This is a genomic window from Haloarcula ordinaria (genome assembly GCF_029338275.1).
GTDB lineage: Archaea > Halobacteriota > Halobacteria > Halobacteriales > Haloarculaceae > Haloarcula > Haloarcula ordinaria.
Window position 1 is genome coordinate 743,246 of the sequence record NZ_CP119789.1, and the last position, 21,421, is coordinate 764,666.

Consider the following 21,421-nt stretch of genomic DNA (forward strand, 5'->3'; position numbering starts at 1 on the left):
TTACCGAACCGGATTTTCGGGGCCGCGACCGAGGTACTCAGAGAGGAAGGCGTGGACCGTCTCGGCGTCGTACTGGTCCACGTACAGGCGGTGACGCCAGGCCGTCAGCACGTAGTCGGCCTCGGGGTCGTCGGTGGGGTTCGGGACGACGACGACGCTGCGCCACGTCCCGGTGTGGATCGAGGCGAACGTCTCCAGGCTCTCCTCGGACTCGTTGGTCAGCGCCGCCGGGTCGTAGTAGACGATGACCGCGCCGTGTTCGAGCGTGTGGACGAGGTCGCCGAGGGCCTGTTCTTCCGCGTAGAACCCCGCATCGACCGTCCCGGTGTAGTGTGGGCCCGACAGCGGCGGCATCTGGGCGTACTGGACGTCGGTGCCCCGCTGGACGTGTTCGTTACCCTGGTTCGGGAACGACTCGACGTCGGTGAGCAGGTCGCTGTCGCCCCGCTCGTCGAGTGACTGGCCCTCGATGCCGCTGACCGCCGGGCCGTCGCTGCTGACGGTGAGATACACCGCCAGCGCCGCTCCGAGTGCCACCACGACGCCGACGGCGACCAGGACCACCGGGAAGCCGTCGCCGTCGTCGCTCGTGTGCTGTGCGACCCGGCGCTTGTCTATCGACCCCAGCTCCCCCTCGTGTTCGGCCGCCAGATGAGAGAGGTAGCCGTCTTCGTCTTCGAAAGCCTCCGAGCAGTAGTCGCAATCGACCATCGGCCGCCAGTAGGTGGCCGGGGGTTTTCAACGTGCGGTCGCTCGGGCGTCACAGGTCGGCGTCGCCCACGAGGTCGGCGAAGGCCTCTCGCTCGCGTTGTTCGGTGGTCGCCATCGGCGCGTCGTCGCGGACCAGCGTTTTCACCCGCTTGAGCGCGGCGTGGTCGACGCTCGCCAGTTCGTCGGCGACCTCCCGCGGGTCGTCGGTCACCCGGGAGACCAGCCCCATCCGCAGTGCCGTCTCGGCGTCGACGGTACGCCCGGAGAGCGCGAGGTCGAGCGCCTCGCCTTGGCCGACGACCGCCGGGAGGCGCGCCGTTCCGCCCCAGGCTCCGAACAGGCCGAGTTTCACGCCCGTCTCCGCCAACGTCGCGTCGGGCGTGGCGACGCGGAGGTCACAGGCCAGCGCCAGCTCGACGCCGCCGCCGCGGGCGGCGCCGTCGATGCCCGCGACGACGGCCCCGTCGTAGGTCGCCAGTGTGCGTGCCACCCGCTGGCCGAGCGCAGCGAACGCGTCCGCCTCCTTCGCGTCGAGCGACCGGACGACGTCAAGGTCCGCTCCGGCACAGAACGCCGGTCCGGCCCCGGAGAGGTAGAGCACGGGAGCGGTGGCGTCCTCGACGGCCGTCTCCAGGGCTGTCAGCCCCGCTCGGGTGAGCGCATTGCGCTGCTCGGGGCGGTCGAGGCGTATCTCACAGACGTCCCCGTCGCTCGTCGTCCGTATCATGCCTCTCCCTGTCCTTGCTGTTTCCAAAGGTCTTTGCCCTTCCCGCCGCTAGAAGCGGCTAATGCAGGAAGTCGCGGCGGTTCGCCGAGCAGCCCTGGCCGCGGTGGACGACGTCGAGCCCGACCGGTTCCGCGACCGGATTACCGACCGCCTCTCCGATGCCCCGCTCACGCCCGGCGTGCTGACCCTGGTCAGCGCGCGGGCCGCCCGCGACGGGCCGGCCGATTTCGACGACGGTCTCACCGGCCGTGCCGCCGGCGTCCAGCTCATCTACGAGGGGCTCACCCTCACCCGCCGCCTGGCACAGGACGACCCCTGGGACGGTGGCGACCGCGACGCCGCCGACCTGGATATCCTCGTCGCCGACGTGCTCGTCTCGCGTGGTTTCTACCTCCTCGCCCGGAGCGAGGCCGCCGAGGCCGCCGTCGACGTCGTCCGGTCGTTCGGCCACGACCAGACCGTCCGGGAGTCCACCGGCGACGCCTCCCTCGACGAGAACCTGGAGACGGACATCTGCGAACTGGCCGTCGTCGCTGGCGTCACCGCCGCCGGGGTCACCCCCACCCCATCGCTCCGTGAGTACGCGAGTCGGCTCGCCGCCGACGGCCTCCCCGAGAACGCCTGGATTCTCGGCGAGGAGGTCGGCGACGCACTCGGCACCCGGACCAACCCGGACTACGGTCCCGACAGCACCGAGGCCGCCGCCGACCACTGAGACGGACCGCCATACCGGGGCCGAATCGAAACGCCTAAAGACATTTGCCGGAAAGACTCAGGTGCGCCTGGGTAGCTTAGCGGTAAAGCGCGTCCTTGGTAAGGACGAGACCCCGGATTCAAATTCCGGCCTAGGCTTCATCCGGTTTCTCACTGCGAGGCGCTCCGTCACCGAGCGACTGCTGAAATCGGTGAACCGATACCGGGATTTGAATCCCTGTCAGTCGCGTGCAACGAAGCGAGCACGTCTGACTCTGGTTCAAATTCCGGCCTAGGTTCTTCTGGGAGACGACCTGCAGTGCGGCTGGGTACCCAACGAGCTTTCGACACACACATTTTTGCGCCTGCGTCCACACTCGCTGGTATCGTGTACCAGTACGAGGCCGTCGAACAGGTGATGCGCGAGAACGGTGGGTACGCGACGCTCAAACACCTGTACGAGCACGCGACCGGGGTCGAGGGCTGCGAGTGGGGGACGAAGACGCCTAATGCCAGCATTCGACGTATCGTCCAGCGACGGAACCAATTCGTAAAGATTCGACCAGGCCTCTGGGCGCTTGAATCCGCGCGTGACGACCTCCCACAGAGCATCTACGACGACTCGCTGCCCACCGCCGACCAGGACCGATACAGTCACTGGTACTTCCAGGGTCTCCTGACAGAGGTCGGCAACGCACGTCGGGCGGATACGTGGGTGCCATCACAGGACAAGAACCGGGCGTTTCTAGAGACAACGCTTGGCGACCTGCGCAGTCTCGACTCGCTTCCGGCGTTTGGGTACGAAGAGATGGTCCAGCGTGCCAGTACCGTCGATGTCGTCTGGTTCAACGACCGCCTGATGCCTGACAGCCTCATTGAGGTCGAGTTCTCGACGGATTTCCAGAACTCGCTGCACAAGTTCCTCGACTTGCGGGACTACCACACGAACTTCGTCGTCGCCGCCGCCGCTGCGCAGGAATCGAAGTTTGAGAAGCGATTGTCGCAATCGGGTTTCGGCCCGATTCGTGACCGCGTCGAATTTTTTTCGTTCGACGAGGTATCCCGGCTCCACGCGGCGACCGACGACGCGGCAGGCCTGGCCGGCCGACTCACGGTCTGACGTTCGCCCCCTCTGTTCGTAGGGGTCTTCTCCGAGTTCACGAACTGACCGGTATCTCCGTAAGCACGCATCCCGAACGGAGCCTATGAACCGTGTTCGCCCCCTCCTCCTAGTCTTCGCTATCGCCCTCCTCGCAACGCCCGCCCTCGCGCACGTCCCCAGTTTCCCGACGGACAACACGACGCCCGATAACGCCGTCGAAGTGCCGGACGCCGCCAAGTCGTGGTCGTTCTACGACCACCTTGACCCGGGCGAGGCCGCGTACTACCGCTTCTCGCTGTCACCCGGCGAGGAACTCCGCGTGAGTACGTTCACACCGACGGGCGGGTCGTTCGCGCCGTCGTTCGTCGTGATGAGCGAGTCATTCGAAGGAACAGATGGCGTGCCCGACCAGGTGACGGTCCCCGATGGCATGGGCGCGGTCGTCGTAGAGGGTGACCGTCCCGACCGACCGTCCTACGAACCGTTCGCGCCGTCGGCCAACTACGAGACGGCCAGCCTCGATCGGCCGGTCGAGCGAGAGACGACGTATCTGGTCGCCGTCTACGAAACCGACGAGCGAAGCGGGCAGGCCGGCGTCGCCATCGGCTACCGGGAGGAGTTCTCCCCGACGGAGTACGTGACCGTCCCGTTCGACCTCGTGGGCGTCCACCTCTGGGAGGGACAACATCCACTCGTCGTCGTGGGGCCGTTCGCGGCGACGGTGCTGGGCGGAATCGCAATCGGGTGGCGACGGCGAGAAGCGCACCGCTCGACGCCGGTCGGCCGGTACGCACTCGGTCTCGGGGCGCTCCTGCTACTCGGGACGACCGCCGGGACGCTCGTCCAGACCGCCATCGCGCTGTCACGGACCGGGCCGACGGCCGGTGCGGTCGTGACGGCTATCTTCCTCGTCCTCCCGCTGGTCAGCGGCGTGTGGGCACTCAGAGTCGCCGGCAGAGAGGAGGGCACGCTGTCGACGCTCACCCGTGTCGGCCTCGCCGCCGCGGCCGTGCTGAGCCTGCTCACCTGGGCCGGGTACATCGTCGGCCCTGTGCTGTTGGTCGCGGTGGCGCTGCTCCCGGGTCGGTTCGTCGACGGGTAAGCGATGGTCGGAACTATCGGATAATCGTCACCGGGACGGTCGCCCGTCGGGTCACCGCCTCGGCGACGCTTCCGAAGACCACCCGGCCAACGCCGGAGCGGCCGTGGCTCCCCATCACGACGTGGTCGACGGCTCGCTCGTCAGCCACTTCCAGAATCTGCCTGGCGGGCTTGCCGGACCTGACGACCGTTTCGACCTCGATACCGCGTTCGGCCGCGTCGGCGGCGAGTTCCTCGAGAATCCGGTCGCCCCGCTCGCGCTGTCGTCGCAAATCAGCCTGGTAACTGTCCACGTCGAAGTAGTCGTCGTCGCTGTAGGCCAGCATGGCGACTGGATTGCAGACGTGCAGGAGCGTCAGCGTCGACTCCGGGTGTTCGTCGAGGGCGTACCGGAACGCCGTCTCCGCCTGTTGTGACCCGTCGACGGGAACGAGGACGTGGTGTGCCATGCGGATACACATCGCCCGGTCGACATAAGTACACTGTCGGGGGCGGCGCTACTGTTCGTCGGGCTCGTCGTCCAGCGCCATCGCACGCAGTCGCTCGCATTCGTCGGTTTCGACGGTGAGGTCGGGCACCGGCGTCGGTTTCCCGTCTTCGATGGCGACGAACGTCGCGTACGCGCTCGTCGTCGCCTCCGTCTCGCCGGTGTGGGGGTGTTCGCGTTCGACCTGGATGTGGACCTTGACGCTCGTCCGTCCCGTCTCGTAGGCGTAGGCGTCGACCAGCGCGTTGTCGCCGATGGGGATGGGGCGCTCGAAGTCGACCCGGGACATCTGGGCGGTGACACAGGACTCGCGGGCGGCCCGCATCGCCGCCATCGCGCCGATCTCGTCCATCCACTTCATCACGATACCTCCGTGAGCGCTGTCGTAGTTGTTGGCGTGGGTCGGCTGGACGCGCATCCGGTTGACGATGTGCGTATGTGAGATACTCGGCATGGGTGCCGGTACGCCGGCCCGTGGAATAACGGTGTGGTGGGCGCCTGCCGGGAGCAGAGCATCTTTGTCTCGCCCACTCCTACCGACCCGTATGGGAACGCGAACGCTCTCGGTCGAGGGAATGGCCTGTGACGGCTGTGAGGCGGCCGTCGAAGACGCGCTCGAACAGCTGGAGGGCGTCGACGCGGCGACCGCCGACGAAAGCGTCGACGAGGTCGTCGTCGAGACGAGCGGCGACGTCGACGAGCACGCACTGGCCGAGGCCATCGCCGAGGCGGGCTACGAACTCGTCGCCTGACTAGGTCGTCTCGCCGACCGCATCGTGGCTCTGTCGCACGGCCGTCAGCACGGTCTCTTCGTCGCCGTCGAACGCTAGATGCGAGCGACAGCCACAGTCCGAACAGCCGAAGCCGTCGAACTGTCCCCCGGCTCCGAGCGCCTCGTCGATGCGCCGGGCGACCGCACACTCGACGTCGGCCGCCGTCGTCACGACCGTCACGACCCGGGTCGCCGCCTCACCCAGCAGGTAGTCGACGTGCCAGTGGCGGGTATCGTTCTCGCCGGTGGCGACCGCCCGGTGTCGGTCGACGCGGCTGAACCCGCCGGTCCCCAGTGCGCTCCCGGTGTAGGCGTACCACCCCGACGGGAACCGGTGCTCGCCGAGCGCGCCGACCTCGACGACGGCCTCGCGTGAGCGCTGGAGCACGAGCGTGTACGTCCCCCCGGTCACACCGGCCTCCAGTGCGACGGCCCCCGTCGACTCGCCGTTCGCTTCATGGACTGGTCCAGGGACGGCGGTCCCGTAGGCCTTGGGAATCAATGTCGCCCGTTCGATTCTTCCCGTTGGCGACCCTACCGCGTCCAATGCGTCGTCGTCTCTCCGACAGTCCCACGCTGGTCACGCTGTCGGTGCTCGTCGCCGTCTTCGCCGGCCAGCAGGCGCTTGGCCTGTTCGTCCGCCAGCGCGCGCTGCTCGCCCTCTCGAATCCGCTGCTGGTCCAGCCCTGGACGCTCGTCACCAGCGTCTACGCCCACACGAGCCTGTCACACCTGGTGGCCAACGCACTCATGCTCGCGCTGGTCGGGCTGCTCGTGGAGCGCCAGACGACCCGTGGCCGGTTCCACCTCTTCTTCCTCGGTACCGGGATGCTCTCGGGCGTCTCGCAGGTCACGGTCGCTGCTGTCCTCGCACCGATAGTCCCCTGGATGTCGGCGAACGGCAGCGTCATCGGCGCCAGCGGCGCGATATTCGCGCTCTTTGGCTACCTGCTCGCCTCGAACCGACTCACTGAGACGGTCGTCGCGGGGTTCGAACTCGCCCCGCGGACCCAGCTGGCGCTGGCCGGCCTGTTCGCGGTCGGGATAACGCTCGCGACGGCGACGCCGGGCGTCGCCCTCATCGCACACTTCACCGGACTGTTGCTGGGCGTGCTCTCCGGCCGCGGGCATCTGCTCCGCCCACCCTGATATGTATCTCGAACTACCTTTACGTTCCGGCCAGTAGCAGCGCTGTCGGGTGTATCTGCAGTCGAAGGGAGGGGGCGTCAGTTGACGAACCGCTCGTCGTCGAGCTGTCGGGTCACTTCGTCGGCGAGCGTCCGGAGGTTCACCGTGTCCTCGCGGTTGTAGGAGACGAGCGTGTCGAGCGCGCCGTCCCGGCCCTGTTCGTGCTCCCGCCAGAGACGGACGGCGTCGCGCCCGGAGATGTCCGGTCGGTCGCGCTCGATGCCGACGTCCTGCTCGACCTGCTTCAACCCGCCCGAGAGGCCGAGCTGCTTGCACGTGTACATCAGGTCGAGGTGGGGTCGCTGGAGGTCGACGTCGAAGTTCGCCTCCAGGAACGGGACGTCGAAGCGCTTGCCGTTGAACGTCACCAGGAGGTCGGCGTCGGCGAAGGCCGCCCGGAGGTTCGCCGCCGTGAGGTCGTCCCCGGCCACGAGCGTTCGGGTGTCGCCGTCTTGGTGCAGGCTCACTGTCGTGACCTGGTTGCGATGCTGGTCCAGCCCCGTCGTCTCGATGTCGAAAAAGCAGGTCTGGTCCGGGAACGTCTGGTAGAGCCGCCACCGCTCCCCGCTGGGGAAGGCGCCGTTGAAGAAGCCGACGTCCGCCGTCGCGAGGCGGTCACGGCCCTCGTCGATGAACGACGCGATGCGGTCGCCACGCTTGCCGCCGACGACGCGCGGTTCGAAGTCGTCCCAGTGGGTGACGCCCTGCTCCCAGATGGACCGCTCGGTCTGCTCGCCGACGCCGTCCACTCCGATGAAACTGTTCTCGACGCGCACGCTCTCCGGTACCGGCGGCGTCGTATGTAAGCTCGTCGGTGGACAGGGCCCGCGGGCTCGCCGTTACTTCCCACACATCGGCAGCACGCTCGCGTACACCGACTGGTTCTCGAGGGGCACGACGAGCGTGCTGTCGCAGTGGGCACACGACGCGTGGGGTCGATCGAAGGTCCGTTCACAGAGCGGGCAGACGTACCGCGTGCGGCGGGTCGCTGTCGTAGACATACGTCAGCCTGGGCCGCTGCGCCCATGACCCTCCTCGCTACGTGTATTCGCGCGTCTCGGCGCCGCTGCTATCTGTATACCTGTCCCTGGTCCGTGGCATCGAGTCGCCGAAACCACGAAGCCGCTGGCCCACCTCCCACGGGTATGACCGACTTTCTCGTCGCCACGTCGTCGGTCCACGTGACCGCGGCGGCGGCCGACTACCTGGCGGAGCGCGCCGACCCCGAGGAGGATTCCGTCGTCGTCGTGGGCGTCCGCGAACCGGACGCCCCTGCACGCGACGCCGGCGACGCCGTCAACGTCGCCCGCTCCCGACTTGCGACACTGGTGCCCGCGACGGAGCTACGCGACGGCGACCCCCTCGAAGAACTGCTCGCCGCCATCGAGGAACACGACCCCGACGAGGTCCTCGTGGGCGCCCACCGTGGCACCGCCGACAGCGACGGCGTCGGAGCGACGGCCCAGGCGCTGCTCGCGCGGGTCGACCGACCGGTCGTCGTCGTCCCGCTCCCGACCCTCTAGAGCCACCCCCCGTCCGGGAACTCGAGCGAGAGCGACACGTCAAGCGTCGCCTCGGCCAGTTCGGCCACGGCTGGCGCGAAGGCGGTCTCCGGGTTCAGCGCGGCCGGTCCGTCCCCCCGGTCGGTGGCGACCGGCAGGTCGTGGTCAGCGTCTTCGACAGTGACTGCGCCGTCGGCGTCGGTCCGCGTCGAGACCACGTGGTCTGCCGGCGCGTCGAGGTCGTGCAGGCGACCCCGCTGTCGCGGGAGCAGGTCGGCCCCCCGCTGCGTTGCCGGAGCGACCAGCGCTCGTCGGTCCGCCGTCGTGACCGCGGCCACGGCCTGGTTCGCGGCTACCGGCGGGACGTCCAGCAGGACGTGGTCGACCCTGTCCCCGAGGTCCGCGACCATCGATTCGAGTCGCTGTGCGTGCTCGGGTGCCTTCGCGCGGGCCAGACGCTCGAAGGGTGCGTGAGCCGGCACGGCGAGGACCTGCCCGTCCGTCCCGAGGCCCAGGTCGTACAGCGCCTCTTCGACCGGTATCTCTCCCGTGGCCACGGCCGTCACGTCACCGTCGATTCGCCCCGAGACGTACGTCGAGAGCCCCTGCGTGGCGAACGCGGCGTCGACCACGGTGACCGACCGGCCGGCTCGGGCCAGCGTCGCCGCCAGCTCCACTGCGACCGTAGTCGTCCCTGCACCGCCCGTCGCGCCAACGAGTGCGAGTGTCGAAACCCCCATAGGCGACGTGGGGCCCGGCTTCGGACAAAAAAGTATGGATTATTTCTCGAAATAAAGTCGAGAAACTACTCGCCGGCGATGGTAGCAGCGATGTCGTCGAGTTCCTCGTCGCTCAGGTCCGGCCGGTCGCTGACGAGCGCGTGGATGGGGCGGCCACCGTCGGACTCGAAGCGTGGGACGATGTGGCCGTGGACGTGGGGGACCTCCTGGCCCGCCGCCTCGCCGTTGTTGAACGCGACGGTGCTCGCGGGGGCGTCGACGGCGTCCTCGACGGCCGGCGTGAGATCGTGGAGTGCGGCGAAGACGTTGCTGCCGATATCCGCCGGCAGGTCGTTCAGCCGCTCGTGGTGGGCCTTCGGGATGACGAGCGTGTGGCCCGGCGCGAGCGGGTTGGCGTCCAGGAAGGCGAGCACGTCGTCGTCCTCGTAGACCGTGCGGCTGGGGATGTCGCCGTCGACGATTTTACAGAAGATGCAGTCGTCCATGTTCGGGGCGTCGGACGGCGATTACATCAAGGTTGGCCCGTACTGCGAAACTGTTCTGCATCGTTCGTGTCGACACAGGAGACCAGAAAGCCCCGGCTGGCTGAACTCGGGGGCCTCGCTGCGGTCCTCACTCACTGCGTTCGTTGCGGTCCTTGCGTCTTCCGCCGTCGTTCAGCCAGCCGCCCCTTTCATTCCCACCAACACAGATGGTTCAGATTGCTACAATCCATCTGCTGGCCGGCCTGCTGTTTCTCGATTCGACTAAAATGTTACCAACAGGGTATCATCCCAAGCAGTTAGAGGAAAAGCGTTCTAATAATTAAAAATACAATAAAGAGGACAATTCCGAGAGCAACTAATCCTTGAAGGACTGCAAAAATCGCTTCGGACGTAGACATTTCGTCGTCTGCTTGTACTTCACTGTTATCAACAACATCTACAGATTCGATATCTTCCTCGGTCTCTTGTTCTTGCACTGTTCCTTCTGCAGTGTTACCCGTGTAATCCTCTACAAGGTCGTAGGCGTCAAGTTCATCAATTATCCGTAATAGCGTGTCTCCGTTGACTAACTTGACGTTAAGCACCGAAGCCCGGTTGTTGGCGGGAGCGGAGAACTCACTCGTCGTAACGACAATTACTGTATCGGCCTCAGGGACTTGATGCTGGAGTGACGCATACTGTTGGATGTCTGACGAAGACACCTTGTTATCTGGTGCGTTTCTTTTCGCCTGAATTACCTGGGTCTGATTGAACGGTTCTGATTTCTCTACAAGTACGTCAATCCCTGCATCTTGTGACTTCGAGGTAACTTCTGAATCCCAGCCCCGGTGCTCCCACAGGTCAGCAACGAAATTTTCGAATTGGTATGGATCTATAGAAGATAGTGATTGCTTGACTCCTTGAGTTCGGTCCGCAGTCATTAGTTGCTAACTTTCCGAATCAGCGTCTTCAGACCCTTGTACCCGCGCTTGAGTGATTGTCCGAGAATTACCATTCCCTGCTCTACCGCTTCGTCAAATTCTTCGTCATTGACTAGCGGTTCCGATTCTTCGAGCCAAACAGGGGGTTTCATGTCTTGAGTCGGTTGGATAGGTTCGATTCCTGTCATGGTGTTCAATTCTGCGTGGAACGCGTCGACCGAATCGTATCGGTTCAGGACATTACTGACATATGATGAGGAGCAATCACACATCTGTGCAATCTCCTTCTGTGTCGCTCGCGGATGGTCTCTTGCGGTGAGTATTATTTCGCGCTGCAACTCTGTCATATCGGACATATTTGGTATGTTATTAGGGAACAAAATAAATCAAATGATGAATCTCAAAAATTTATCATTATCGTCTTTTTATACACTCCTCAATAGTTTTCTGAGTGCTTAGTGTCTCTTCACTACTCTGGTGACGAAACGATATTCACTCTCGTGACCCGATCTTACTCGTCTGCTCTATCGGTAACTGTCTCGATGATAGCTCTGACGTATCCCTCGTAGGAATAGCCGAGACGAGACAGCCAGACCTTCTGGTAACTCGGGTGCAACAGCGGCACCACAGGCACGCCCAGCGCCTCGCTCCGGCGTGGTTCGAGCACGCTGTCGAGAAAGCCGTCCAGCGACTCGTCGTCCAGCGCGAGCACCGTCCTGGTCGCGTGTTTCCCGGTCGTGAGCACCGCCATCGGTGCCACGGTCCCGACCTCCTCGACCAGGTAGGGCCGGCAGTTCGTCAGTTCCTCGTCGGTCGGGTCCCGGTTCTCCGGCGGATGGCACTTCACCGCGTTCGTGTAGTAGGCCCGGCTGGGCCCGAACCCGGCGTCGGCGAGTACCTGCCGAATCTTCCGGCCCGACTGGCGGGAGGTGTAAGCCATCCCGGTCAGGTTGCCGCCCCGCCATTTGTCGGCGTCGGGGTTGCCCTCAGCCGGGGCCTCGCCGACTACGACCACGTCGGCGGAAAGCGGGCCGTTCCCCCAGGAGATGCACTGACGGCTCTCGTGAAGTTCGGGACAGCGACGACAGTCGTCGGCGAGTGCGTTGCGACTGTCGAGGTCGGGAACCTCCATCCAGCCCTACTCGTCGGCCAGGTGGCCGGGGTGCCACTCGCCGTCGAACTCCTGGTGCGTGAACGGCAGGGCGTCCTCCCCGGCGTAGGAGGCCACGAGCTGGCCGTCGCCCTCCAGGTAGTACTTGTAGGTGGTCAGGCCTTCGAGGCCGACGGGGCCGCGGGCGTGGATCTTGCCCGTCGAGATGCCGACCTCGGCACCCAGCCCGTAGCGGTAGCCGTCGGCGAAGCGCGTCGAGGCGTTGTGGAAGACGCTGGCGGCGTCGATGCCGGTCATGAACGTCTCGGCGTGGTCGGGGTTCTCCGTGAGGATGGACTCGGTGTGCTTCGAGCCGAAGGTGTTGGCGTGCTCGACAGCCTCGTAGACGTCCGAGACGACCTTGATGGACAGTTCCAGGTCGCCGTACTCCGTCGCCCAGTCCTCGTCGGTCGCGGGGTCGATGTCGACCACCTCGCGGGTGGTGGCGTCGCCACGGAGGGTCACGCCGGCGTCTTCGTACCGGTCGACCATGCCCGGGAGGAACGCGTCGGCGACGGCCTCGTTCACGAGGAGCGTCTCGACGGCATTACAGACGGCTGGGTACTGCACCTTCGCGTCGAAGGCGACGTCCTCGGCCATCTCGAGGTCGGCCTCGTCGTCGACGTAGACGTGACAGACCCCTTCCGTGTGACCAAGCACCGGAATCTGGGTGTTGTCCTGGATGTAGGAGACGAACTCCGAGGAGCCACGCGGCATCACCAGGTCCACCTTGTCGTCCATCTCCAGCAGGCGGTCCACTTCCTCGTGAGCCTCGATGAGCGTCGCCCAGCCGTCGGGGAGAGCCCCGGTGGCCTCCATGATGGTCTCGTAGAGCACGCGGTTGGACTCGCTGGCCTCGCTGCCGCCCTTGAGGATGACGGCGTTACCCGACTTCAGCGCGAGGGCGGCGATCTGGACCAGGGCGTCGGGCCGGGACTCGAAGATGGTCCCGACGACGCCGATGGGGACCGCGACCTTGTACAGTTCGAGGTCCTCGTCGAGTTCGCGGGCGGCGAGCGTCTCGCCCAGCGGGTCGGTCTGCTCGGCGACGGACTCGACCATCTCGGCGATGCTCTCGAGTTTCCCCTCGTCGAGCTTGAGCCGGTCGACCAGCGCCTGCGTGTACTCGCCCTCGGCGAGCAGCTCCTCGGCGGCCGCGACGTCCTCGTCGTTGGCTTCGAGGATGGCCTCGCTGTTCTCGCGGATGGCGTCGGCGATGGCCCCGAGCGCCGCGTCGCGCTCGGCGGCGTCGACGTTGGCGAGCCGTAAGGCTGCAGCCTGTGCGGCCTCGACCTGCTGTTCGGTCGTCTCAGTCATCTGTCTCACCGTTTATCGGGACGAATATTGTGCCCACCGATTCCGCGTCGGCGACCTTCCGCAGGACGTCCGGCTCCGTCGACTCGGCGATGATCGCGGGGATGCCGTGTTCGCTGACGTCCCGCGCCCCGCTGACTTTTGTCCGGATGCCGCCGAAGGTCGCCGCCGCGCTCTCGGAGACGATGTCCTCGACCTCGTCGTAGTTGCGGCCGACGACCGATATCTGCTCGGCGTTGGGGTTCTCCTTCGGGTTGTCGGTGTAGACTCCGGCGACGTCGGTCAGCGTCACGAGCAGGTCCACCTCGACGCCGATGGCGATAGAGGCCGATATCATGTCGTTGTCGCCGATCTGTAGCTCCTCGGTGGCGACGGCGTCGTTCTCGTTGATGATGGGGACGATGCCCCACTCCAGCAGCGTCTCGACCGTGTTGCGGAAGTTGGTGAACCGCTCTGAGTTGTCCAGGTCGTGTTCGGTGATGAGTATCTGGGCCACCTTGCGGTCGTAGCGGGCGAAGCTCTCCGTATAGCGGTGCATCAGGTGGCTCTGGCCCACCGTCGAGAGCGCCTGGGACTCCTCGAGGGTCCCCGTCGGGTGGTCGACCCGGCCGATACCGGCCCCGACGGCTCCCGAGGAGACCAGCAGCACCTCCTTGCCCCGGGAGAGCAGGTCCTCGATGTCGTCGACGAGCTTGTCGAGCTTCTCGTCGTCCAGGTTCGACTCGTCGTCTGTCAGCGAGTTCGTCCCGGCCTTGACGATGACGCGCTCGGCGTCGGCGGCGAGTCGCCGGGCGTTCGACACCGCATCGGCGTCGGCAGACTCAGTCATCGTCGAAGTCGGCCGCCAGTTCCTCCGAGCGCCGTTCGGCCGCGGCGACGGCGTCTTTCAGGGCATCGGCCGCGTCGCTGTCCCAGAGGACTTCCATCCCCTCGATGGTCGTCCCGTTGGGCGAGCAGACCGCGTCGATGAGCTCGTCGGCGGTCCGGTCGTCCTGCACGACGGTCTCGGCGGCCCCCTTGAACGTCTGTGCCGACAGTAACTGGGCTTCCTCGTGGTCCAGGCCGCCGGCGATGCCCGCCTCGGTCATGGCCTTGATGAAGTAGAAGACGAAGGCGGGCCCACTCCCGTTGACGGCGGTCGCGATGTCCATCTGTGCCTCCTCGACCTCGGCGAACTCGCCGACGTCGTCGAGCAGCTCGCGGACCTCGTCGGTCACGTCGCCCGTCGCGGCGGTCGCCATGTCCCGGGTCTCGGCGGCCAGGTTCGGCATGATACGGACCACGGTGGCGTCGGTCCGTTCCTCGACGAAGTCCGTGGGGACGCCGGCAGCGATAGTGACCAGCGTCTGGTCGGCCGAGAGGTCGAGTTCGTCCAGCACGGCCTCGACGATGTCGGGCTTGACCGCGACGAACACCACGTCCGCCTCGGCCGCCCGAGCGATGTCGTCGGTCGTCTCCTCGCAGTAGTCGGCGACGGCGGCCAGCGCGTCCGGGTCCAGGTCGATGGCGGTGACCGTGTGGCCGCCCGCCTTGTAGAGCCCTCTGATAAGCGCACTGCCCATGTTCCCGGCGCCGATAACGCTCGTGCGTACCATGTTCTTAGTCCATCCCACGAGATGCAAGGACTAACTGTGTTTTCATCTCGCGCTCGCGCGGGCCGCCCCAAGAATCTTCGCCGGCGACGCCGACAGCGGCGACTGTATGCCCTCCTTCGAGTACCGCGCCCTCGAGGTCGACACGGGGATGCTCGGGTCGAGTAGCGTCCCCGAGAACCGGCTGAACGAACTGGGCGCCGACGGCTGGGAGGTCGTCGCACCGATTACGGAGAAACGCGGCCAGACGAGCGCGCTCGTCGGCAAGCGCGAGGCGGAGTCGCCGTCGTCGCTACCTATCGGTAGCCGTTCCACGTCCTGAGCGCTTCCACGACCGGCATCTCGAGCCACTCCTCCCCCTCGAGCGGTAACTCGTCGTTCTCGACGATCCCGAGGTCCGGGTCGTAGTGGACGAGATCGGCAGCCGCAAGCCGTGGCAGGTCGACGTGGTGGAGTCTGATCTCCGTGGCGCGCTCGACGTCGTGATTGACCTCGACGGCCCGCGTCCCCTCCTCGAGTGCGGCGACGCGCCGCGCAAGCTGTGCCCGTTCGACTGCACCGTCCGTCTCGCTGACGACAGCGAGGACCACACGACGACGGCGGCTTCCGAGGATGTCCCACGCATCACCCCGTGACGACCGGGGCTGGTGCTTGCGTGCGTTCATACACGAAAGGTTGCGCGCCGACTATCATCAACTCGCTACCGGAAGGTTCAGGTATCGCGTCGCGCCGACGGCGGCACGTCCGTTGAAAAGTACTGTTCGGTGAGCTTCGCCGTCGCGATACGGAGGTGCTGGTGGAGCGTCGACGAGGAGATGCCAAGCGAGTCGGCGAGTTCCTCGCCCGTCGTCTTCCGCCGGGGCCAGTCGAAGTACCCGGAGCGGAACGCCGCCTCGAGGACCGCGCGCTGGCGGTCGGTGAGGGTGTCGCGGCCGTCCTGTATCTCGGTCGGCCCGCGCTCGACCTCTCGCTTGGCGAGCAGGTCGATCTCGACGGCGGCCCGCCCGACCCGGTCGAGGTACGACCGGACGTCGGTGTCGAGGGTGACGTCGACGACGAACCGGCCGACGCCGTTCTCGAACGTCGCACCTCGCACGAATCCCCCGGCGTCGAGTAGCGCCGTGATCGGCGCGGCCCGACTCACCCGGACTTCGAGGAGGTGGGTTGTGCCTTCGCCGAGGACGCGTATCGCGTCGATGCTGTCGATGTCGGCGGCATCCTCGACGGCCGCGGGATCCGTCGTCCCCACGTCGACGTAGAGCAGGTACTGCCCGTCGTCGACCGGGACGACGCCGTCGAGCGTCCACGTCCCGCCGACGCGCTCGTTGGCCAGTATCAGCGGGGCGTCCTCGGCAGTGACCGCCAGTTCCAGTTCGAGGAAGGAGTCGGCGTAGAGGAGCTTCTTCGTCTGGATGGCGTCGATAGCAGCCCCGAGGATCTGCCCGAGTTCGCCGAACACCTCCAGTTCCCGGTCGCTGAACGCCGCCTCGTCGGTGGCCGCGACCGACAGCACGCCGTGGACGATGCCGTCGTACTCGATGGGGATGTTCGCGACGGCCGTGACGCCGTAGCGTTCGGCGAGCTGGGCCACCGACGAGTCGCGAGGCTCGCCTTCGGGGACGTCGGTGACGACGGTCGGTGCTGCGCTGTCGGCCGCGGTCTGAATTGCCGTCTCGATGCGTTCGTCGCCGAGGTTGAACAGCGGTTCGAGTTCCAACGACGAGAGGCCCGCGACCGCTTCGACGCTCACCGAACCGTCCGTAGCGACCTGGGTCGTCGCGGCGATGGGGAAGCTCTCGGATTGGGCCAGGATGTCACAGACAGCCTCCTCGATCGTCGCCCGGTCCGTCGCGGCGACGACGACCCGGTTGACATCCCGGATGAGTTCGTTGATGCGGTTCAGCCGTTCGAGTTCGTCCCGCTGGGCTTCGAGTTGCGCCTTCGCCTCCTTTCGCTCGGTGACGTCCCGGAGCGCCGAGAGGTGGCGGCCTGGACTGACGTTCGCCGTCGCCACGAAATCGGCGGTGCGCGTCTCGCCGTCGGGCCTGACGACCGGGAACTCGGCGCGGAGTTCGCCCTGCTCGAGGAACGCCTGCCAGGCGGCCTCGACGTCGTACCCCGGCGGCGCGATGTCGGCGACGTTGGTCCCCACGAGTTCCGTCCGGTCGCGGCCGAACAGCTCACAGGCCGCCCGGTTGACCTCGTGGTACGTGCCCTCGTCGTCGGCGAGGATGAGCGCGTCGAGCGTCCCCTCGAAGACGCTCCGGAAGAGTTGCTCGCTCTCGCGGAGATCCCGTTCGGACCGTTTCTGTTCGGTGACGTCGTCGAAGATGACCACGACACGGGCGATCTCGCCGTCATCGTCAAGCAGTGGCGCGGCGCTGACCGAGAGCCAGATCCGCGTCCCGTCGCCCCGGACCAGCGACATCTCGGTCCCGAGAACCTGGTCGCCCGTCTCGACCACGACGTTGAACGGGAAGGCTTCGGCGGGGAACTCGGTCCCGTCGGGGGCGGTCGCGTCCCACATCGACTCGTCGAGGACTTCGCCCAGGAGGTCCTGCCGGTCGACGCCGAGGATCTCCCCGGCCCGTTCGTTCACACGGACGAACTCGCCGTCGGGCGTGTGGACGGCGATGCCGATCGGACTCACCTGGAGCAGTCGCTCGTTCAGGTCCCGTTCGCGGTTGAGTTCCGCCTCCCGTTCCTCGCGTTCGGTCACGTCCTGGAAGTAGACGGACAGGCCCGTCGGCGACGGGTACGCCCGGACCTCGAACCACGCTTCGGTCTCCATGCCGTACCACTCGATGCTGACCGGGTCCTGGGTTTCCATGGCCCGTTCGAAGGTGTCTCTGAGTTTCGAGGCCGCCGCCGAGGGAAACTGCTCCCAGATCGTCTCACCGAGCAGTTCCGCCCGGGTCCGGCCGAGCAGTTCCTCGGCGGCGTCGTTGAGGAAGGTGTACTCCCAGTCGGTGTTCAGCGAGACGAACCCGTCGGAGACCCGCGAGAGGACCGTCCGCAGTTCCACCGCATCGGTGTCGGTCCGGCGACAGTGATAGACGGTCCACCCGCCGTCGTGGTCGATTGGCGTCGCCCGGATCGACACGTCGTAGGCCGTCCCGTCGGCCCCCGAGACACGCACGTCGTGTTCCACCGGTTCCCCACTGGCCGGGACCGTCTCGTCGACGGCCAGGCCCAGAATCTGCTGGACGGTCACGTCGTCGGAGAAGGCGGTCGGTCGCATCCCGAAGACGAGTTCGGACCCGGGCGAGGCCCAGACGACCGACCCGTCCCCGTCGCTGACCAGTACACACTCGGGTGTGTGGCTCGACCCCGTCGTGGCGTCACTGTCGAGGGTCATCGCCCCTCGCCGGGGGGTCGTATCCACCGGGTTCGCTGGTCAGTTCGACTCGGTCCCATATAATTTCAGTAATAGTATAGACTAATCGACACGACATAATCGTTGCTGAACGCATAGTCGTGTTGAAACGACTGAGATCCGCCCGCCTGCTCGCAGGACTAACCGATTGTCCTTTATTGCCGGCGCGGATTACCCCGGGTATGGAACGGTTCGCCGCGGTCGACGACCAGTACGACCCCGAGGGCGTCGAGGAACGGGTCTTCGAGTACTGGGACGACGTCGACGCCTACGAGCAGACGAAAGCCCACCGCGCGGACGGGGAGACGTACTTCTTCGTCGACGGGCCGCCCTACACGTCCGGGGCCGCCCACATGGGGACGACGTGGAACAAGACGCTGAAGGACCTCTACATCCGCTACCTTCGGATGCGGGGCTACGACGTCACCGACCGGCCGGGCTACGACATGCACGGCCTGCCCATCGAGACCAAGGTCGAGGAACGCCTGGACTTCGAGAACAAGAAGGACATCGAGGCGTTCGGCGAGGAGAACTTCATCGACGAGTGCAAGGACTTCGCCGAGGAGCAACTCGAGGGACTCCAGTCTGACTTCCAGGACTTCGGCGTCTGGATGGACTGGGACGACCCCTACAAGACGGTGAACCCGGAGTACATGGAGGCCGCCTGGTGGGGCTTCCAGCGCGCCCACGAGCGGGGGCTGGTCGAACAGGGGATGCGCTCTATCAATCAGTGTCCCCGCTGTGAGACCGCAATCGCCAACAACGAGGTCGAGCGCAGCGAGGTCGGCAAGCCGTCTATCTACGTGAAGTTCCCCCTCGCGGAGCGCGAGGGTTCGCTGGTCATCTGGACCACGACGCCGTGGACCATCCCCGCCAACACCTTCGTCGCCGTCGACGGCGACGTGACCTACCAGGGCGTCCGCGCCCAGAAAGACGGCGAGGAGGAGGTCCTCTACGTCGCCGAACCGCGCGTCGAGGAGGTCCTGAAGACCGGGCGCTACGACGACTACGAGGTCGTCGAAGAGGTCACCGGCGAGGAGATGACTGGGTGGCAGTACGACCACCCACTCGCCGAGGAGGTTCCGGCCCACGCCAGTGGCGAAGGCTCACTGCAGGTCTACACCGCCGACTACGTCGACGCCGAGGACCAGACCGGGCTCGTCCACTCCGCACCGGGCCACGGTGAGGAGGACTTCGAGCGCGGCCAGGAACTCGGCCTCGAGATCTTCTGTCCGGTCGGCAGCGACGGCGTCTACACCGAGGAAGGCGGCACCTACGAGGGCACGTTCGTCCGGGACGCCAACGACGACGTCATCGCGGACTTAGAGGACCACGGCCACTTGCTCGCCAGCGAGTCGGGCTACACCGTCAACGAGGGCCACTGCTGGCGCTGTGACACGGGCATCGTCCGCATCGTCACCGACCAGTGGTTCATCACGGTCACCGACATCAAAGAGGAACTGCTCGCGAACATCGAGGACAGCGAGTGGTACCCGCAGTGGGCCCGCGACAACCGCTTCCGGGACTTCGTCGAGGACGCCCCTGACTGGAACGTCTCCCGGCAGCGCTACTGGGGCATCCCTATCCCCATCTGGCTTCCCGAGGGTAGCGCGGACTCGTCCGCGAACGGAGGCGGCGACGCCGCCGGAGGCTGGGACGGCGACATGGAGGACGCTATCGTCGTCGGCGACCGCGAGGAGCTCGCCGAGCGCGCCGACCAGGATATCGACCCCGAGACGGTCGACCTGCACAAGGGGACCGTCGACGAGTTGACGATAACCGAGGACGGGACGACCTACTCGCGGGTCGGCGACGTCTTCGACGTCTGGCTCGACTCCTCCGTGGCCACCTGGGGCACCCTCGACTACCCCCAGGAAAGCGAGGCCTTCGAGGAACTGTGGCCTGCCGACCTCATCATGGAGGCCCACGACCAGACGCGGGGCTGGTTCTGGTCGCAACTCGGCATGAGCACCGCGGCGATGGGCGAGAGTCCCTACAAGCAGGTGCTGATGCACGGCTACGCCAACATGCCAGACGGCCGCGGGATGTCCAAGTCGAAGGGCATCCTCGTGGACCCCCACGAGGTCATCGAGAAGCACGGCCGGGACCCGATGCGCCTCTTCCTGCTCTCGGTCAGCGCCCAGGGCCAGGATATGAACTTCTCCTGGGAGGAGACCCAGGAGATGCAACGGCGGCTCAACATCCTCTGGAACGTCGCGCGGTTCCCGCTCCCCTACATGCGGGCCGACGACTTCGACCCCGAGGAGACCACTGTGGAAGACGTCCAGGACGACCTCGAACTCGCCGACGAGTGGGTCCTCTCCCGACTCCAGAGCGTCGAGGCGGCCATGACCGAGCACATGGACGACTTCGAGAACGACAAGGCCGCCGGCGAGCTGCTGGACTTCGTCGTCGAGGACGTCTCGCGCTTCTACATCCAGGTCGTCCGCGAGCGGATGTGGGAGGAGGAGGACAGCGACTCCAAGCAGGCCGCCTACGCGACGCTCTACCGGGTGCTCGAAGAAGTGGCTGCCCTCTTCGCCCCGTTCACGCCGTTCGTCGCCGAAGAAGTGTACAGCGCGCTCACTGGCGACGCGGGTCACCCGACGGTCCACATGTGCGACTGGCCCGAGGCCGACGAAGACCTGCGCGACCCGCAGTTGGAGGAGGAGATCGAGGTCGTCCGTGAGGTCGAGGAAGCGGGCTCGAACGCCCGCCAGCAGGCCGAGCGGAAACTGCGCTGGCCGGTCACTCGCGTCGTCGTCGACGTCGACAGCGAGGCCGTCGCCGACGCGGTTCGTTCACAGGAAGGGATCATCGGCGACCGACTGAATTCACGCGCGGTCGAGGTCGTCGGGCCCGACGAGACGTGGGGGGAACTCCACTACTCCGCCGAGGCCGACATGAGCGAACTCGGTCCCGCGTTCGGCGACGACGCCGGCCGCGTCATGCAGGCGTTCAACGAGGCTCGAATCGACGAGCCGTCACTCGAAACCCTCGAGGGCTCCGTCGAGGAGACGCTGGGCGAGGCCGTCGATCTCACAGAGGAGATGATGACCTTCCGCCGGGAGACGCCCGAGGGTGTCACCGGTACCGAGTTCAGCGCGCTGGACGGTGGCGGCATCGTCTACGTCGACACTGCGCTCACCGAGGACATCGAGAGCGAGGGCTACGCTCGCGAGGTCATCCGCCGCGTCCAGGAGATGCGGAAAGACCTCGAACTGGACATCGAGGCGCGCATCGTCGTCGACCTCGAGGTTTCGGACGAACGCGTCGACGACCTCGTTCGCGCTCACGAGGACCTCATCAAGGAGGAGGTCCGCGCCGACGAGTTCCGTACCATCGAGGATGGTCATCGTAAGACCTGGGACGTCGAAGAGACCGAGATGGACATCGCCATCGCACCGGTCACCACTGCTGAAGCGTCCGATTGACACCGTTCGCGAGGACCCGGAGCGGAATCGGCGAAGCGAGAGCCCGTTTGTCGCGCAGTTCCGGGAATTATCTGTACCGTGAACGGAACGTTCTCTGTGAGTATCGTTAACGTTTACCACGGCGTAT

The 21,421-nt window shown here is 66.0% G+C and carries 25 protein-coding genes and 1 tRNA gene; 9 read left to right on the forward strand and 17 right to left on the reverse strand.

Annotated elements, in window-relative coordinates; genetic code table 11:
- Positions 1-711: a DUF3105 domain-containing protein gene (locus P1L41_RS03900; RefSeq protein ID WP_276297561.1), complete on the reverse strand. Its 711-nt coding sequence runs from the start codon at positions 709-711 to the stop codon at positions 1-3.
- A 49-nt stretch (positions 712-760) separates the two neighbouring features.
- The gene (locus tag P1L41_RS03905; RefSeq protein ID WP_276297562.1) at positions 761-1,438 is read right to left on the reverse strand and encodes an enoyl-CoA hydratase/isomerase family protein; all 678 of its coding nucleotides are present in this window, start codon (positions 1,436-1,438) and stop codon (positions 761-763) included.
- Between the two features lie 61 nt (positions 1,439-1,499).
- Between P1L41_RS03905 and P1L41_RS03910 the strand changes: the two genes are divergently transcribed.
- From P1L41_RS03910 to P1L41_RS03925, 4 genes are all read left to right on the forward strand, one after another.
- The gene (locus P1L41_RS03910; protein WP_276297563.1) at positions 1,500-2,153 is read left to right on the forward strand and encodes a DUF7114 family protein; all 654 of its coding nucleotides are present in this window, start codon (positions 1,500-1,502) and stop codon (positions 2,151-2,153) included.
- Positions 2,154-2,218: 65 nt separating this feature from the next.
- A tRNA-Thr gene (locus tag P1L41_RS03915) sits at positions 2,219-2,290 on the forward strand.
- Between the two features lie 229 nt (positions 2,291-2,519).
- Positions 2,520-3,251, forward strand: a complete 732-nt coding sequence (locus P1L41_RS03920; RefSeq protein ID WP_276297564.1) for a hypothetical protein — start codon at positions 2,520-2,522, stop codon at positions 3,249-3,251.
- Between the two features lie 85 nt (positions 3,252-3,336).
- On the forward strand, positions 3,337-4,335 hold the full coding sequence (locus tag P1L41_RS03925; RefSeq protein ID WP_276297565.1) for a hypothetical protein: 999 nt from the start codon (positions 3,337-3,339) through the stop codon (positions 4,333-4,335).
- 13 nt (positions 4,336-4,348) lie between these two features.
- On the opposite strand, the gene P1L41_RS03930 is transcribed toward P1L41_RS03925, so the two are convergent.
- Positions 4,349-4,783: a universal stress protein gene (locus P1L41_RS03930; protein ID WP_276297566.1), complete on the reverse strand. Its 435-nt coding sequence runs from the start codon at positions 4,781-4,783 to the stop codon at positions 4,349-4,351.
- A gap of 48 nt (positions 4,784-4,831) precedes the next feature.
- A complete protein-coding gene (locus P1L41_RS03935) occupies positions 4,832-5,275 on the reverse strand; it encodes an acyl-CoA thioesterase (RefSeq protein ID WP_276297567.1) in 444 nt (147 codons plus the stop codon).
- 91 nt (positions 5,276-5,366) lie between these two features.
- Here P1L41_RS03935 and P1L41_RS03940 point away from each other — a divergent pair, with 91 nt between their 5' ends.
- On the forward strand, positions 5,367-5,573 hold the full coding sequence (locus P1L41_RS03940) for a heavy-metal-associated domain-containing protein (RefSeq protein ID WP_276297568.1): 207 nt from the start codon (positions 5,367-5,369) through the stop codon (positions 5,571-5,573).
- On the opposite strand, the gene P1L41_RS03945 is transcribed toward P1L41_RS03940, so the two are convergent.
- A complete protein-coding gene (locus P1L41_RS03945; RefSeq protein WP_276298431.1) occupies positions 5,574-6,005 on the reverse strand; it encodes a GIY-YIG nuclease family protein in 432 nt (143 codons plus the stop codon).
- Positions 6,006-6,139: 134 nt separating this feature from the next.
- Between P1L41_RS03945 and P1L41_RS03950 the strand changes: the two genes are divergently transcribed.
- Positions 6,140-6,742 (forward strand): rhomboid family intramembrane serine protease, encoded by a 603-nt coding sequence (locus P1L41_RS03950; RefSeq protein ID WP_276297569.1) that lies wholly within the window; start codon positions 6,140-6,142, stop codon positions 6,740-6,742.
- Positions 6,743-6,819: 77 nt separating this feature from the next.
- Here P1L41_RS03950 and P1L41_RS03955 read toward each other — a convergent pair whose 3' ends face one another.
- A complete protein-coding gene (locus P1L41_RS03955; RefSeq protein WP_276297570.1) occupies positions 6,820-7,557 on the reverse strand; it encodes a ribonuclease H-like domain-containing protein in 738 nt (245 codons plus the stop codon).
- Positions 7,558-7,620: 63 nt separating this feature from the next.
- Positions 7,621-7,782, reverse strand: coding sequence for a hypothetical protein (locus P1L41_RS03960; RefSeq protein ID WP_276297571.1), 162 nt, complete (start codon positions 7,780-7,782; stop codon positions 7,621-7,623).
- A gap of 144 nt (positions 7,783-7,926) precedes the next feature.
- Here P1L41_RS03960 and P1L41_RS03965 point away from each other — a divergent pair, with 144 nt between their 5' ends.
- On the forward strand, positions 7,927-8,304 hold the full coding sequence (locus P1L41_RS03965; protein WP_276297572.1) for a universal stress protein: 378 nt from the start codon (positions 7,927-7,929) through the stop codon (positions 8,302-8,304).
- On the opposite strand, the gene P1L41_RS03970 is transcribed toward P1L41_RS03965, so the two are convergent.
- The 8 genes from P1L41_RS03970 to proC all read right to left on the reverse strand — a co-directional run bounded on the left by P1L41_RS03970 (position 8,301) and on the right by proC (position 14,487).
- Entirely contained in the window at positions 8,301-9,023 is a 723-nt protein-coding gene (locus P1L41_RS03970) for a ParA family protein (RefSeq protein ID WP_276297573.1), read from the reverse strand. The genes P1L41_RS03965 and P1L41_RS03970 overlap by 4 nt on opposite strands.
- Positions 9,024-9,088: 65 nt before the next feature.
- The gene (locus P1L41_RS03975; protein WP_276297574.1) at positions 9,089-9,508 is read right to left on the reverse strand and encodes an HIT family protein; all 420 of its coding nucleotides are present in this window, start codon (positions 9,506-9,508) and stop codon (positions 9,089-9,091) included.
- Positions 9,509-9,804: 296 nt separating this feature from the next.
- Positions 9,805-10,428 carry a restriction endonuclease gene (locus P1L41_RS03980; RefSeq protein ID WP_276297575.1) on the reverse strand — a complete coding sequence of 208 codons (624 nt, stop codon included), beginning with the start codon at positions 10,426-10,428 and terminating at the stop codon, positions 9,805-9,807.
- Positions 10,428-10,784: a helix-turn-helix domain-containing protein gene (locus P1L41_RS03985; RefSeq protein WP_276297576.1), complete on the reverse strand. Its 357-nt coding sequence runs from the start codon at positions 10,782-10,784 to the stop codon at positions 10,428-10,430. Before P1L41_RS03985 ends, P1L41_RS03980 begins: the two co-directional genes overlap by 1 nt.
- 155 nt (positions 10,785-10,939) lie before the next feature.
- Positions 10,940-11,560, reverse strand: coding sequence for a uracil-DNA glycosylase (locus P1L41_RS03990; protein WP_276297577.1), 621 nt, complete (start codon positions 11,558-11,560; stop codon positions 10,940-10,942).
- A 6-nt stretch (positions 11,561-11,566) separates the two neighbouring features.
- Positions 11,567-12,895 (reverse strand): glutamate-5-semialdehyde dehydrogenase, encoded by a 1,329-nt coding sequence (locus tag P1L41_RS03995; RefSeq protein WP_276297578.1) that lies wholly within the window; start codon positions 12,893-12,895, stop codon positions 11,567-11,569.
- On the reverse strand, positions 12,888-13,721 hold the full coding sequence (gene proB / locus P1L41_RS04000) for a glutamate 5-kinase (RefSeq protein ID WP_276297579.1): 834 nt from the start codon (positions 13,719-13,721) through the stop codon (positions 12,888-12,890). The genes P1L41_RS03995 and proB overlap by 8 nt, the downstream gene beginning before the upstream one ends.
- Positions 13,714-14,487 carry a pyrroline-5-carboxylate reductase gene (proC, locus tag P1L41_RS04005; protein ID WP_276297580.1) on the reverse strand — a complete coding sequence of 258 codons (774 nt, stop codon included), beginning with the start codon at positions 14,485-14,487 and terminating at the stop codon, positions 13,714-13,716. The genes proB and proC overlap by 8 nt, the downstream gene beginning before the upstream one ends.
- Before the next feature lie 106 nt (positions 14,488-14,593).
- Here proC and P1L41_RS04010 point away from each other — a divergent pair, with 106 nt between their 5' ends.
- Positions 14,594-14,806, forward strand: coding sequence for a DUF4177 domain-containing protein (locus P1L41_RS04010; protein WP_276297581.1), 213 nt, complete (start codon positions 14,594-14,596; stop codon positions 14,804-14,806).
- On the opposite strand, the gene P1L41_RS04015 is transcribed toward P1L41_RS04010, so the two are convergent.
- Positions 14,781-15,149, reverse strand: coding sequence for a DUF7344 domain-containing protein (locus P1L41_RS04015; protein ID WP_276297582.1), 369 nt, complete (start codon positions 15,147-15,149; stop codon positions 14,781-14,783). The genes P1L41_RS04010 and P1L41_RS04015 overlap by 26 nt on opposite strands.
- A 47-nt stretch (positions 15,150-15,196) precedes the next feature.
- Entirely contained in the window at positions 15,197-17,842 is a 2,646-nt protein-coding gene (locus P1L41_RS04020; RefSeq protein WP_276297583.1) for a PAS domain S-box protein, read from the reverse strand.
- A 200-nt stretch (positions 17,843-18,042) separates the two neighbouring features.
- On the opposite strand from P1L41_RS04020, the gene ileS reads away from it, so the two are divergent.
- Entirely contained in the window at positions 18,043-21,294 is a 3,252-nt protein-coding gene (gene ileS, locus P1L41_RS04025) for an isoleucine--tRNA ligase (RefSeq protein WP_276297584.1), read from the forward strand.
- Positions 21,295-21,421 lie beyond the last annotated feature (127 nt).

Coding starts and splice junctions, on each gene's coding strand:
- P1L41_RS03900 (WP_276297561.1), bottom strand. CDS start 711: ATGGTCGATTGCGACTACTGCTCGGAGGCTTTCGAAGACGAAGACGGC.
- P1L41_RS03905 (WP_276297562.1), bottom strand. CDS start 1,438: ATGATACGGACGACGAGCGACGGGGACGTCTGTGAGATACGCCTCGAC.
- P1L41_RS03910 (WP_276297563.1), top strand. CDS start 1,500: ATGCAGGAAGTCGCGGCGGTTCGCCGAGCAGCCCTGGCCGCGGTGGAC.
- P1L41_RS03925 (WP_276297565.1), top strand. CDS start 3,337: ATGAACCGTGTTCGCCCCCTCCTCCTAGTCTTCGCTATCGCCCTCCTC.
- P1L41_RS03930 (WP_276297566.1), bottom strand. CDS start 4,783: ATGGCACACCACGTCCTCGTTCCCGTCGACGGGTCACAACAGGCGGAG.
- P1L41_RS03935 (WP_276297567.1), bottom strand. CDS start 5,275: ATGCCGAGTATCTCACATACGCACATCGTCAACCGGATGCGCGTCCAG.
- P1L41_RS03940 (WP_276297568.1), top strand. CDS start 5,367: ATGGGAACGCGAACGCTCTCGGTCGAGGGAATGGCCTGTGACGGCTGT.
- P1L41_RS03950 (WP_276297569.1), top strand. CDS start 6,140: ATGCGTCGTCGTCTCTCCGACAGTCCCACGCTGGTCACGCTGTCGGTG.
- P1L41_RS03960 (WP_276297571.1), bottom strand. CDS start 7,782: ATGTCTACGACAGCGACCCGCCGCACGCGGTACGTCTGCCCGCTCTGT.
- P1L41_RS03965 (WP_276297572.1), top strand. CDS start 7,927: ATGACCGACTTTCTCGTCGCCACGTCGTCGGTCCACGTGACCGCGGCG.
- P1L41_RS03970 (WP_276297573.1), bottom strand. CDS start 9,023: ATGGGGGTTTCGACACTCGCACTCGTTGGCGCGACGGGCGGTGCAGGG.
- P1L41_RS03975 (WP_276297574.1), bottom strand. CDS start 9,508: ATGGACGACTGCATCTTCTGTAAAATCGTCGACGGCGACATCCCCAGC.
- P1L41_RS03980 (WP_276297575.1), bottom strand. CDS start 10,428: ATGACTGCGGACCGAACTCAAGGAGTCAAGCAATCACTATCTTCTATA.
- P1L41_RS03985 (WP_276297576.1), bottom strand. CDS start 10,784: ATGTCCGATATGACAGAGTTGCAGCGCGAAATAATACTCACCGCAAGA.
- P1L41_RS03990 (WP_276297577.1), bottom strand. CDS start 11,560: ATGGAGGTTCCCGACCTCGACAGTCGCAACGCACTCGCCGACGACTGT.
- P1L41_RS03995 (WP_276297578.1), bottom strand. CDS start 12,895: ATGACTGAGACGACCGAACAGCAGGTCGAGGCCGCACAGGCTGCAGCC.
- proB (WP_276297579.1), bottom strand. CDS start 13,721: ATGACTGAGTCTGCCGACGCCGATGCGGTGTCGAACGCCCGGCGACTC.
- proC (WP_276297580.1), bottom strand. CDS start 14,487: ATGGTACGCACGAGCGTTATCGGCGCCGGGAACATGGGCAGTGCGCTT.
- P1L41_RS04010 (WP_276297581.1), top strand. CDS start 14,594: ATGCCCTCCTTCGAGTACCGCGCCCTCGAGGTCGACACGGGGATGCTC.
- P1L41_RS04015 (WP_276297582.1), bottom strand. CDS start 15,149: ATGAACGCACGCAAGCACCAGCCCCGGTCGTCACGGGGTGATGCGTGG.
- P1L41_RS04020 (WP_276297583.1), bottom strand. CDS start 17,842: ATGACCCTCGACAGTGACGCCACGACGGGGTCGAGCCACACACCCGAG.
- ileS (WP_276297584.1), top strand. CDS start 18,043: ATGGAACGGTTCGCCGCGGTCGACGACCAGTACGACCCCGAGGGCGTC.